This is a genomic window from Pseudoalteromonas sp. TB41, assembly GCF_000497975.1.
In the GTDB taxonomy this organism is placed as follows: domain Bacteria; phylum Pseudomonadota; class Gammaproteobacteria; order Enterobacterales; family Alteromonadaceae; genus Pseudoalteromonas; species Pseudoalteromonas tetraodonis.
In genome coordinates this window covers 1-12,737 of the sequence record NZ_AUTH01000005.1, presented here as the reverse complement: position 1 = coordinate 12,737, position 12,737 = coordinate 1, and the positions used below count along the sequence as shown (strand labels likewise).

The following is a 12,737-nucleotide window of genomic DNA, read 5'->3' as shown; positions in this document are numbered from 1 at the left end:
GTGCCTTAGCACACAGTTTAGTGTGCCGACTTAGCTCAGCTGGTAGAGCAACTGACTTGTAATCAGTAGGTCAACCGTTCGACTCGGTTAGTCGGCACCATTTATAAAAGTGAAATTGCTAAAAGCAGTTCACGAGCACTGTTTAAGTGCCTCGATAGCTCAGTTGGTAGAGCAGAGGATTGAAAATCCTCGTGTCCCTGGTTCGATTCCGGGTCGAGGCACCATTTACTAAAAGTTATCAATCTTTAAAATTGATAAAGTGCCTTAGCACACAGTTTAGTGTGCCGACTTAGCTCAGCTGGTAGAGCAACTGACTTGTAATCAGTAGGTCAACCGTTCGACTCGGTTAGTCGGCACCATTTATTTAAATAGTTAATTTAACTATTGCACTGTTTAAGTGCCTCGATAGCTCAGTTGGTAGAGCAGAGGATTGAAAATCCTCGTGTCCCTGGTTCGATTCCGGGTCGAGGCACCATTTATACTAAGCCTCGCATATGCGGGGCTTTTTTGTTTCTAAGTTTTTTCTATCCTGCTCTATTTTTCCAGCACGTCATAAACAGTAAGTCCCTCTGTCCTTTTCGTACCTCTTTGAGAACTTTATTCAGCTTTTTTGGCTAAAAATTAGGTTGTTTATTAATTTGTGATCAATATGTTAATACTTGGCGTATCTACGGCACTTATAATTTCATCGCAAAGTATGTAATGTTATGTAAAGTCAATTGAGCAACGTTTGCTAAAGTGCTTGAATAACATTCATAAATAGCATTAATCAGGTTTAAACATAATGTGGCAATATAAGCCATCTTTATTGGCAATAAGTATTATGCTGCTAAGTGGTTGTGCGAGTAACTTAAACCCGCAACTACGTGAGCAAGCACCGAATACACTCCCAGATCAGTGGCAACAAACAGCTGTTGAATCAGTAGTTGCTGTCAACGACACATGGTTTAATAAACTTGCTTCACCAACAGTAAAGCAGCTAGTTACTCAAGCGCTAAAAAACAATCAGCAACTATTGCAAAACCGTTTTGATGTAGAAATACAAAAACAGCAATTAATTGTCACCGGTGCCGCTTTATGGCCCAGTTTAGATATTTCAACGCGAGTAGGACGGAGCAAAGATAATCGTCCGGTTAGTTATAATAACTCAAGCTCTGTATCGTTAGAGTTAGGCTATGAAATTGATTTATGGGGTAAACTCTCTGATGCAAAGCGCAGAGACAACCTCAACTACCTTGCTCAGCAAGCTCGCTATGAGCAAACTAAACAACAGCTTATTGCAGATGTTATAACAAATTGGTTTAACTTAATCAGTGCAGAGCAATTACTTGATTTGTTTAAGCGCAGAGAAGCTAACGCCCAGCAAAACCTTGAGATTATTGAGTCGGGTTATCGCCAAGGTTTAAATGAAGCGTTAGATGTTTATTTAGCTCGCAATGAGTTAAACAATGAACGCTCCCGTATAGCAACCCAAAAAGCAAATTTGACTCAAGCTGCACGTAGTCTTGAGCGTTTATTGGGGGAGTATCCAAAAGGATTGATAGCAGCGAATAACGACCTACCTGTAATTAATGACGACATTCCTCTTGGTTTACCGTCGGAGCTTATTACTCGCAAACCTGCGTTGCGTGCTAGTTGGTATCAGTTATTAGCCAGCGACGCTTCGCTTGCGTATGCGCATAAACAGCGTTTTCCGAGTTTAAATTTAGCGGCAGGTTTAAGCGATAGCACTAACAGGGTAAGCGACTTATTTTCTGCTTCAAGTCTTGCGTGGTCACTTATTGGTAGTATTTCAGCGCCTATTTTTGACGCTGGACGACTCGCTGCGAACGAGGAAATAGCCAGTTTACAAACGCAAAAGCAAGAGCAAGCCTATCTGCAATCTTTATATGATGCATTTGGTGATGTTGAAAATGCTATTACCCAACAACAATCTTTAAAGGCACGCTACCAAAGCACCTTGCAGGCACAAGAAAATGCCTTAGCAGCAGAGCAATTATCGTTTGAACAATATCAAAGTGGTTTAGTGAGCTACACCACCGTATTAGATGCACAAGCACGCTCGTTTGATGCACAAAGTTCACTGATTGAAATTAAAAACCAATTACTCACAAATCGCATTAAATTACATGTTGCTCTTGGGGGCGACTTTGCAAAATCAAGATCCGCACAGGATGAGCAAGCACTATGAAACTCAACAAACAAAAAATAATTGTTCCCGCTGCTATCATTATAGCGACCATTTTTTTGGTGATGTTTATTAAAGGAAACCCGCCTAAAGCATCACGTTTTTCAGCACCGCCAAAAGCAAAAATTAATGTAGCGGTAAAACCATTGCAGTTAATTGACTACCCCGTTGAAATTGATAGCTTTGGCACGGTTAAACCACGAACTCAAAGTATGTTGGTGGCTCAGGTTTCTGGACTGATTATTGATATAAATGAGCAGTTCCGCGAAGGCGGCTTTTTTGAAAAAGGCGATGTGTTACTTCAGTTAGATGATCGCGATTTAAAAGCAGAAGTTAAATCAGCACAAGCTAATTTGCTCAATGCCGAGCAAAACTTATTAGAAGAGCAAGCGCGAGGCCGACAAGCGCTTACTGATTGGCAACGTTTAGGCAATGAGTCTGAACCGAGTATTTTAGTACTTAGAAAGCCACAGCTAGCTGCAGCGCAAGCACAGGTTTTGTCAGCACAAGCACAATTGGAAAAAGCGCAACTAAATCTTGAACGTACTAAAATTAAAGCCCCTTATGCTGGGCGAGTATTAAACCGCAGCGTTGACTTAGGTCAGGTGGTATCTAACAATATGCAGTTGGCGACAATTTATGCAACCGACAGTGTTGAAATACGCTTACCGATAAAGAATAAAGATCTGCCTTTTATTAATTTACCTGAGCAATATCGAGATGGTGCTAAAAATCAGCGTGGCTCAGCGGTTAATTTCACTTCAGATTTAATTGGCGAGCAACAATGGCAAGGTCAACTTATTCGTACTGAGGGCGCAATAGATGAAAGTGCTCAGCAATTATATGTGGTGGCTAAAATTAATGACCCTTATAAATCAACCAGTGATAATCAATACCCAGTAAAAATAGGGCAATACGTTAAAGCTAAAATTAATGGTAAAGTCGCCTCTCAGGTACTCGTTATTCCCAATAGTGCGATATATCAAGGCAGTTATGTTTATGTGGTTGAAAATGGCACACTACAGCGTAAAAATATTGCTTTAGCGTGGCAAAATGCGCTGCAAGGCATTGTGAGTAAAGGTCTTGAAGCGGGTAGTCAATTAGTGCTGACGCCACTGGGTCAAGTGAGTTCAGGTACGCCAGTGCAGATAATGGATGCGACTCTTAAAGCACAAAAACCAGGAGAGCAGCCATGATCGCTTGGTTTACTCGTAACCATGTGGCTGCCAACTTATTGCTAATTAGTATTGTGTTGGGCGGCCTATTCAGCCTGTCTTCTAAGTTACCGTTAGAGGTGTTTCCCTCGTTTGTTTCTGATCGTATAAATATTAGTGTGAGTTTACGTGGTTCAACCCCAGAAGATGCTGAAAAAGGGGTCACCATACGAATAGAAGAAGCATTACAAGATCTCGAAGGTATTAAACAAATATCGAGCCGCTCTTCTGAGGGGTCATCACAAGTAAGCGTTGAGGTTGATACTGGCTATGACGAGCGTGAATTGTTAGCGGATATAAAGAGCCGTGTCGATGCCATTAATACCTTTCCAGCCGATGCAGAAAAACCAGTAATAGGGTTAATCCAGCGTAAGCGTGAAGTAATAGCAGTCACTGTTTCAAGTGACTACAACGAAAAAGAAACCCTAGAATATGCAGAGCAAGTCCGTGATGAATTGCTGCGTATTCCGGCGATTACCCAAGTTGAACTTAGTGGCGTACGTAATTATGAGCTGGCAATCGAAGTAAGCCAAGATACGCTGCGCCAATACGATTTAACCTTGGCGCAAATATCCAGTGCCATTGCCAATTCAAGTTCTGATATTTCAGCGGGAAACCTTAAAACAGAGGGCGGCGATGTACTTATTCGCTCTAAAGGGCAAGCTTACCGCAAAGATGAATTTGCAAGCATTGTGATAAAAAATCAAGCCGATGGCACTATTATTCGCTTAAGTGATATTGCAACCATTAACGATGATTTTGAAGAAACCCCCGTGCGCACCCGCTTTAATGGCAAACAAGCCGCATTTATCGATGTGTACCGCATTGGTCCGCAAAGTGCGATAGAAGTGGCCGATGCAGTTAAAAACTATATTACCAGTGAGCAAGCTAATTTACCGCAAGGGTTTTATTTAAGCTATTGGGATGATGACTCCGAGGTAGTAAAAAGCCGTATTGCTACCCTAACTAGCAATGCTTTACAGGGCGGTATTTTGGTACTGGGGTTACTGACTTTATTTTTAAGACCTGCCATCGCGTTTTGGGTATTTATTGGTATTCCGGTTTCATTTATGGGCGCGTTTATGGCAATGGCCGCCTTTGGCGTGACCATAAATGTGATCAGCTTATTTGGTTTTATATTGGTGCTAGGGATTGTGGTGGACGATGCTATTGTTACCGGTGAAAACGTGTATACCCATTTAAAAACCGCCAAATCGGGCGAAGAGGCTGCTATAAAAGGAACTCAAGAAGTAGCCACGCCAGTTACATTTGGCGTGTTAACCACCGTGGCCGCTTTTTTACCGTTAGGTTTTATAGAAGGCGCACGAGGCGCTATTTTTGCGCAAATTCCGGTGGTGGTTATTCCGGTATTATTGTTTTCATTGATTGAATCTAAATTTGTGCTGCCAGCGCATTTAAAATATATCAAACTGCGCCAGCAAAAAGGCAAAGGTTCTAAATTAGAGCAACTCCAACAACGTTTTGCTGATGGTTTTGAGCATGCCATTTTAAAATATTACCAACCCGTATTAGGGCTAGCGCTACGCAACAAACTGGCCACAGTCAGTTTATTTATGGGCGTGTTTTTAATTATTTTAACCATGATCACCAGTGGTTGGACTAAGTTTATTTTCTTCCCACGTATTCCCAGTGAAACAGTTCGGGTTAATTTAACTTTTCCTGCGGGAACACCGTTTGAAGTCACGAATAAATACATTATTGATATGTCAGATAAAGCCAGAGAGCTTCAGCGTAAGTATCAAGATGAAGAAACAGGGCAAAGTATTATCCTTAATATTTTAGCCAGCACTGGCGGGCGAGGCGGTGCGGCTAATTCGGGTAGTGTGCGCTTTGAAATCACCCCAGCAGAACAACGAGAGTCTGATATTGGTTCGCGTGAGTTGGTAAAAGAGTGGCGGCAATTAATAGGGGTGATCCCAGGGGCTGAAAGTCTCACATTTAGAGCAGAAATAGGTAGAAGCTCAAACCCAATTGATATTCAATTATCGGGTAATTCCATAACCACACTGCAAACAGTGGCTGAGCAAATTAAACAACGATTGGCCACTTATCCAAGCGTGTTTGATATTGCCGATAGCATGTCTGATGGTAAAGAAGAGCTACAAATAGAGCTAACAGAGCAAGGGCTTGCACTTGGATTAAATAGAGTTGATGTATCAAGACAAGTGCGTAACTCGTTTTTTGGTGTACAAGTACAGCGCATTCAACGCGGGCGTGATGATGTGCGCGTTATGGTGCGCTTACCTATAGATGAAAGACGCTCAGTTGCTGATTTAAAAGATATATTAATACAAACACCTAATGGTGGGCGAGTGCCGCTGTCACACGTGGCCACTTTAGTACCGGGTCAAAGCCCATCAACCATTACCCGTATTGATCGTTACCGTACTCTTAATGTGTCGGCGGATGTAGAAAAAACCGATACCAATATGACCGTGCTTCAAGCTGATTTAAAAACCTACTTAGATGAACTTGTGCAACAATACCCAGGTGTAAGCCATTCATTAGAAGGTGAAGCCAAAGAGCAGCGCGAATCGTTTGGTTCATTATTGTGGGGAATGGTATTTGTATTTTTTGTAATTTATGGGTTGCTCGCAATTCCCTTTAAATCGTACTTACAGCCACTGGTGGTGATGAGCATTATTCCTTTTGGCATGATTGGCGCAGTAATTGGCCATTGGATCATGACTATGGAGCTTACCATTATGAGTTTGCTGGGAATGCTCGCGTTAATTGGGGTCGTGGTGAACGACTCGTTAGTATTGGTTGATTTTATTAATAAAAAACGCAGTGAAGGGCTCGATTTAATGGAAGCTGTTAAAACCGCCGGCGTAGCGCGTTTTCGCCCGGTTATGCTAACTAGTTTAACCACCTTTATAGGCTTAATGCCGCTGCTGTTTGAAAAGGCGACTCAGGCGCAGTTTTTAATTCCTATGGCAGTAAGCCTAGGTTTTGGGATTATATTTGCGACTTTTATAACCTTATTACTTGTTCCCGTTAACTATATGCTGATGGAGCGCTTTCAAGGTTGGTTTAAGTAGTGTTAGGCATTAAAAAGACAAAGGGATAGGTGTTAGAAACAAGTTTAATATCGGGCTGTGGAGGCGCAGTTCGATATATTTAAAGACGAAAGATAGGGAATGTTTAGTTAAAAAGAAATGCTTGAGAACCTAGAACCTAAGCTATAAAGGAAGGTGTTCCCCGAGAATGCGGTGCCCGGTGTCAGTCCTGAAACCTTGAGGTTTCAGGGCGGAAATCTGCGGTTTACCGTAGGCTTCTCGGTACATGCCGAGCTTGCACAATAGTAAACGAACAAAAATCCTGGTATAAAATTTATCGGCTCAGGGACTTAACCAAGCTCCTGCACCCCAGGGAACAAATTTAGTATATAAGACATATTCCAATCCTTAAACCCCAATCGTAAAAAATTAAACTGTTCGCTCAGTTTTCCTGCAAATTTAATCTTATATTTACTTTTAAGATTGCTTTTTGAACTCAATTTGCTTTTCAATCGCTTGCTTTTGACCTCAGTCATAGAATTCATTGGAGTTGCTTTTTATCGAGTGGTAGCATTGCTTTAATTAGCAAAGCGAAGACGTCATTATGAATAACTTACCAGATTACGAAAAAGCCCAACTTCTTTTAGAGAAAAACGAAATATTTGTATCACCTGCTGAAGCGCATGGCGTTATTAGCGGCTTACTTGCTTGTGGGCTAAGCATTGACGATAAAGAATACTTAGGCTTACTGAGCGACGTATTTAATGATGGCGAGTCGTTTAGCAACGATTTAAAACAGTTTTTTGGTAAAGTTTATCAACAAGTTGTTGAAAGCTTTAACAATGAAGAGTTTCAATTTGATTTGTTTTTACCGAGTGATGACGAAACACTCATCGATCAAGCCAATGGGCTCGTATCATGGGTAGCTGGGTTTATGCTGGGCTTTGGCTTAAAGCAAAAAGACTATGGCAAGCTGTCGGCAGATGTAAAAGAAGTGATTAGCGACTTTAGCGAAATTACGCGCCTTGATACAACCTTTGAAGAAACCGAAGAAGATAGCCAAGCACTGCATGAAGTGATTGAGTACGTACGCGTATCGGCGTTACTGTGTTTTGCTGAACTTGGCAAAGAGCAAAACCCACAAAGCAACAAAAAAACACTGCATTAATTTAGTAATACAACAAAAGTAATGGGTTAGTTATTAATGGTTGAAATACAAAAGTCAGAGTTTAAAGCGCGCCGCGAACGTTTATTGGCGGCAATGGATAGCAACAGTATTGCGATAATTCCTGCTGCAACCGAGCTCACACGTAGCCGAGATACTCATTATCCGTTTAGACAAGACAGTGACTTTTTTTACTTAACTGGTTTTAACGAACCCGATGCGGTATTGGTGTTATGCAAAGACAGTGATACGCCTTCTATATTGTTTTGTTTAGATAAAGATAAACTTGCAGAGATATGGCACGGCAGGCGCATTGGTTTTGAAAAAGCGCAAAGTGAATACTTATTCGACAAAACTTATGCATTAAGTGAACTAAACGAACAATTATTGAATTTGGTGAACGGCCAACAGATTTTATTTTATGCACAAGGGACGTATCCTGCCTTCGACGGCAAAGTATTTTCAATGCTTAATACTTTGCGTAGTGCCCCCAAAAAAGGCGATACAGCACCGAGTACCCTTAAAGATATTCGCCCGTTATTACATGAAATGCGCCTATTTAAATCGCCAAGCGAAATTAACATTATGCGTGAAGGCTGCGAAATAAGTGCCCGAGCACACATGCGTGCCATGCGCTTTTCCCACGTTGGCGCAACCGAGTTTCAATTAGAGGCAGAGCTTCATCATCACTATGCGATGAATGGGGCGCCACATCCAGCTTATGGCACCATTGTCGGTAGTGGCGATAACGCTAATATTTTGCACTACACCCAAAACAGCGATGTATTAAACAATGGCGACCTAGTGCTGATTGATTCAGGTTGTGAGCTACAAGGTTACGCAGCCGACATTACCCGTACTTTCCCCGTTAATGGTAAATTTAGCACCGAACAAGCTGCGCTTTATAATATTGTGCTTAAAGCGCAAGAAGTCGCATTTAGCGAAGTAAAGCCCGGTGGCTACTTATCGCAGGCTAATAAATTAGCTATGCAAGTGCTAACCCAAGGTTTACTCGATTTAGGTATTTTAACCGGCGACTTTAATGAGCTAATGGCGCAAGGAGCCTGTAAAGAATACTACATGCATGGTCTTGGCCATTGGTTAGGACTCGATGTTCACGATGTAGGTGGTTACAAGGTTAATAACCAAGAGCGTGCTTTTGAACCTGGTATGGTACTGACCATTGAACCTGGGCTTTATATTAATAAAAATTCAAACGCACCCAAAAAATACCAAGGCATAGGTATTCGTATTGAAGATAACTTATTAGTAACTGAGTCTGGTCACGAAAACTTAACGATTACCGTGCCTAAAAAAATTAGCGAAATAGAAGCGTTAATGCAAAGCGCTAAAAACGCATAAGCTTGGAGATAAAAGTGGCTAAGCAGTTTGATGTTGTAGTTATTGGCGGTGGTTTAGTTGGCGCAAGTTGCGCACTGAGCATAAGTAAAAAAAATCCCAGCCTACATATTGCCGTGGTTGAAGCAAATCAAGTAACCACAGATTATCACCCAAGTTTTGACGACAGAAGCATAGCGCTTGCACAGCAGTCGGTGGAGTATTTACAAAGCCTCAATTTATTTGAAATAAACGCTCCCTATGCGGCAGCCATAAAAAAAGTCAGTGTGTCAGACAAAGGACATTTTGGTAAAACCCATATACAGAGTGATGAGTTTACTAAACCCTCATTAGGTTATGTAGTTGAGGTAAATCCATTTGGCAGAGCGCTGCATCAACGTTTAACGCAATCAAATATATCGCTTTTTTGCCCTGATAGCGTAACGGCGATAAAACAATACGCCGAAAGTAATGAACTTACATTACAAAGCAGCGAAAAACTAAGTGCTAAGCTGTTAGTGATTGCCGACGGTGCACAATCGCCAACACGTCACTTGCTAGGCCTAGGTTTTAATACCCAGCCTTATGAACAAGGCGCGATTATTGCCAATATAGAAGTGGCTGGTGGACATAACCATCATGCGTTTGAGCGTTTTACCCAAAACGGCCCAATGGCCTTATTACCCATGAGTAATAACCGTTATTCGTTAGTATGGTGTATGCGTCAAGAGCATATTGAGCAGCATATGGCATTAAGTGAGTCAGACTTTTTAAGCGTACTGCAAACCACCTTTGGTTATCGTGCAGGGCAATTTATAAAAGTAGGGATGCGCGCCAGTTATCCGCTGGTTTATGGGCAAGTCGAATCGTTAACGGCGCACCGTACTGTGGTAATAGGTAACGCGGCACACGCCATTCACCCCATTGCAGGCCAAGGCTTTAATTTAGGACTGCGCGACGTACAAGTGCTTAGTGACTTAATAGCAAACAGTGAACATGATTTAGGGAGTTATGCCTTTACTCGTCAATATTCAATTAAGCGCAGTGATGATATAAACACCGTAATGACATTGACCGATGCACTGGTTCGACTTTTTTCTAATTCATCACGGGTGTTAGCGCTTGGTCGTAGTATTGGGCTGTTTTCGATGGATTTATTCCCCGCATTCAAAGCCCCATTGGCTAAACAGTTAATGGGACAAGTTAAACAAGGTACACGTTTATGAAACAAGTACAGGTTTGTATAGTGGGTGGTGGCTGCGTAGGTTTAACGCTGGCGCTAGGGCTTGCTAAAGCGAATGTCAGCGTGGTTGTGTTAGATGCAGCGCCAACTCAAGCTCCACCGAGCGATGACTATGGTTTACGTGTAAGCGCATTAAGCATTGCCAGCCAAACCTTGCTCGAGCAGTTAAATGTATGGCCACATATAATAGCTGAGCGTGCTTGTGCTTATACGCACATGGATGTACGCGATGCCGATAGCTTTGGAAAAATAGCCTTTAATAACGAGCAACTTGAGCTTGACCATTTAGGCCACATAGTTGAAAACGATATTATTCGCTTTGCACTAATAAAAGAGCTTGAGCAGCAAAGCAATGCCACACTCATGTTTAATACCGAGTATCAGCAAATACACCAAAGTGAGTCTGATGTATTTATTAATTTAAAAACTGGCGAACCTATTATTGCTAAGTTGCTGGTGGCGGCTGATGGTGCAAATTCAGCGATTCGTAAACAGTTTAATATGGCGCTGAGCTTTAAAGATTACGATCACCATGCGTTAGTAGCGACAGTTAAAACCAAAGAGTCACATGCAAATACCGCACGCCAAGTATTTTTACCAACGGGGCCGCTTGCTTTTTTACCATTGAGCGATGAGCATACTCATTCAATTGTGTGGTCTACCAGCCCGAATCATTGTGATGAATTGTTAGCAATGGACGACACCACTTTTAATAAAGCAGTTATGGCTGCCATAGATGGCCAATGCGGTTTATGTGAAGTGCAAAGTAAGCGCGTCGCGTTCCCACTTAAAATGCGTTATGCCCAGCAATGGGTAAATGGCAAAGTGGTATTAATAGGCGATGCAGCGCATACCATTCACCCTTTGGCAGGGCTTGGTATGAACCTTGGCCTAAAAGATGCGGCTTATTTAATTGAGTTATTAACAAGAGATAGCGAGGAGTTTGCAAGTACTCGCACACTGCGTGATTACGAGCGTACCCGCAAGCTCGACGCACAAAAACACATCGCCATGATGCAAGGGCTAAAAGAGTTATTTGAAGGCGCAAACCCAGTTAAAAAGCTGATTCGTGGAGTAGGGCTTTCACTCGTTGATAACCTTGGGCCAATAAAGCACCTATTCGCCAAAGAAGCGATAGGGAAGTGATAAAGACAAGCTGTCAGTTTCTAGCTGTCAGCTTTCAGTAAAATAAAAACCGATGTTTAGTTTAAGCATCGGTTTTTTTATAGGCTAATGCTTTCTTTAGTGTATGCGTACAGCTTGCTGACGCGACGAGCGAAGCTCGTAATGCTTTTAAATTAATGAGCTACAAATTTTCTTGTGCTTCATTCACCATATCTTGCAGTGCATCGATTAACAGCGGGTCACGCGAGTTCTGTTTAGCAAGTTCTAATGCGTGTTTCATACTAGTGAATGCCTCTTTAAACTCTTTATTAGCAGTGTAGCCTTGCGATAATCGCATGTGAGAATAAGCAGCATTAGGGTAATCGCTAGTAAAGTGTTTAAGTGTGGAAATAGCTTTTTTAGTGTTACCAAACTTTTGCTGGCTGTGGGCAAACTCTACGTACACATCTTGTGGAATTTTAAGCTCAAATCCGTACTTATCACTAAGTGTTTGGTAGTAACCGGTAATAAGTGATACATCCGCAAATTTTCCGTGCTCGTCAGTAACTTTAAATATTAGGTCGCTAAATAAGTGAATTAGGCTATCGCTAAGTGCTGGAAGTATGGTGCCCATATGAGTAAAAGAGGGATAATGCTTATATTCCCATTTTAGCTGCGTGGGCATTTGTTGCTCTAAATTTACTAAAGTATTTAATGCGCCTGTATAAAAGCGTGCGCCTTCACTTGCTACACTAATAAATAACGCTTGACCGCCTTTGGGGTTTTTAGTGTATTTAATAATATTATTTTTTAACTCTTCATCACTCCACCAACTATTTGGGCTGATAGCTATATAGTTGTTAAATAATTCCGGTTGATTAACTAAAGTATAAAGCGCTAATGTACCAGCATTAGAATGACCAATTAAGGTGTTATAGCCATTAGTTGGGTAGTTGCTATTTATATAGGGCATGAGCTCATCAGACACAAACTTTAAAAAATTATCGGTTTGCCCAGCGTCAGGCCACTTATTTTTAACAAAGGTTTGAAACTCCGTTTTAGGCTCACCTTGTACTTTGGGTAAGTAATCACGAACGCGGTTGGTTGTATCAATAGCAACAAGCATTGCATTAGGTATCTGCTCGTAATCAACAAGGGATTTTATAACACCAGACGCCGTATGAAAGTGCTCAACACCATCAAGTAAATAAATAACATAAAGGGGCTGATCATCTTTTACAGTTTCTGGTATGAATATTCTGATAGGTCTGTCTTCGTTAAGTATTTTTGATTGTAGAATGACTTTTTTACCCACGGTTATGTCGATTGTAGCGGTGTCTGCATAGCTTAAAAAAGGTGTACTAAAAGTAACTATTAACACAAGCGATAGTAAGAGCTTCATAAATATCCTTATTAAATAATGTGTTGTTTAATAATTGCACGGCTTTAGATTTGAGTAAATGTT

At 41.4% G+C, this 12,737-nt stretch carries 8 protein-coding genes, 4 tRNA genes and 1 other RNA gene; 11 read left to right on the top strand and 2 right to left on the bottom strand.

The annotated features are described in order from the left end of the window. Positions 1-24: 24 nt before the first annotated feature. The 7 genes from L641_RS0100800 to L641_RS0100770 all read left to right on the top strand — a co-directional run bounded on the left by L641_RS0100800 (position 25) and on the right by L641_RS0100770 (position 6,464). A tRNA-Thr gene (locus L641_RS0100800) sits at positions 25-100 on the top strand. 48 nt (positions 101-148) lie between these two features. Next, positions 149-224: transfer RNA gene (locus tag L641_RS0100795), tRNA-Phe, on the top strand. 59 nt (positions 225-283) lie between these two features. Further along, positions 284-359, top strand: a tRNA-Thr gene (locus L641_RS0100790). Between the two features lie 40 nt (positions 360-399). Continuing rightward, positions 400-475 (top strand) — tRNA-Phe (locus tag L641_RS0100785). Positions 476-781: 306 nt separating this feature from the next. Continuing rightward, positions 782-2,191 carry a TolC family protein gene (locus L641_RS0100780; RefSeq protein ID WP_024600854.1) on the top strand — a complete coding sequence of 470 codons (1,410 nt, stop codon included), beginning with the start codon at positions 782-784 and terminating at the stop codon, positions 2,189-2,191. After that, positions 2,188-3,384: an efflux RND transporter periplasmic adaptor subunit gene (locus L641_RS0100775; protein ID WP_024600853.1), complete on the top strand. Its 1,197-nt coding sequence runs from the start codon at positions 2,188-2,190 to the stop codon at positions 3,382-3,384. Before L641_RS0100780 ends, L641_RS0100775 begins: the two co-directional genes overlap by 4 nt. Beyond that, on the top strand, positions 3,381-6,464 hold the full coding sequence (locus L641_RS0100770) for an efflux RND transporter permease subunit (RefSeq protein WP_013464148.1): 3,084 nt from the start codon (positions 3,381-3,383) through the stop codon (positions 6,462-6,464). The genes L641_RS0100775 and L641_RS0100770 overlap by 4 nt, the downstream gene beginning before the upstream one ends. A 153-nt stretch (positions 6,465-6,617) precedes the next feature. Here L641_RS0100770 and ssrS read toward each other — a convergent pair. Next, positions 6,618-6,801: non-coding RNA, 6S RNA (gene ssrS, locus L641_RS22705), on the bottom strand. Between the two features lie 225 nt (positions 6,802-7,026). On the opposite strand from ssrS, the gene L641_RS0100760 reads away from it, so the two are divergent. From L641_RS0100760 to L641_RS0100745, 4 genes are read left to right on the top strand one after another with little or no spacing between them, the layout of a single operon-like run. Further along, the gene (locus L641_RS0100760; protein WP_024600851.1) at positions 7,027-7,590 is read left to right on the top strand and encodes a UPF0149 family protein; all 564 of its coding nucleotides are present in this window, start codon (positions 7,027-7,029) and stop codon (positions 7,588-7,590) included. Positions 7,591-7,626: 36 nt separating this feature from the next. Continuing rightward, positions 7,627-8,949 carry a Xaa-Pro aminopeptidase gene (gene pepP / locus L641_RS0100755; RefSeq protein WP_024600850.1) on the top strand — a complete coding sequence of 441 codons (1,323 nt, stop codon included), beginning with the start codon at positions 7,627-7,629 and terminating at the stop codon, positions 8,947-8,949. Positions 8,950-8,963: 14 nt separating this feature from the next. Beyond that, positions 8,964-10,151: a 2-octaprenyl-6-methoxyphenyl hydroxylase gene (ubiH, locus tag L641_RS0100750; RefSeq protein ID WP_024600849.1), complete on the top strand. Its 1,188-nt coding sequence runs from the start codon at positions 8,964-8,966 to the stop codon at positions 10,149-10,151. Further along, positions 10,148-11,314, top strand: a complete 1,167-nt coding sequence (locus L641_RS0100745) for an FAD-dependent monooxygenase (RefSeq protein WP_024600848.1) — start codon at positions 10,148-10,150, stop codon at positions 11,312-11,314. The genes ubiH and L641_RS0100745 overlap by 4 nt, the downstream gene beginning before the upstream one ends. A gap of 160 nt (positions 11,315-11,474) precedes the next feature. Here the strand turns inward: L641_RS0100745 and L641_RS0100740 are convergent, their stop codons facing one another. Further along, positions 11,475-12,674 carry an alpha/beta hydrolase-fold protein gene (locus tag L641_RS0100740; protein ID WP_024600847.1) on the bottom strand — a complete coding sequence of 400 codons (1,200 nt, stop codon included), beginning with the start codon at positions 12,672-12,674 and terminating at the stop codon, positions 11,475-11,477. Positions 12,675-12,737 lie beyond the last annotated feature (63 nt).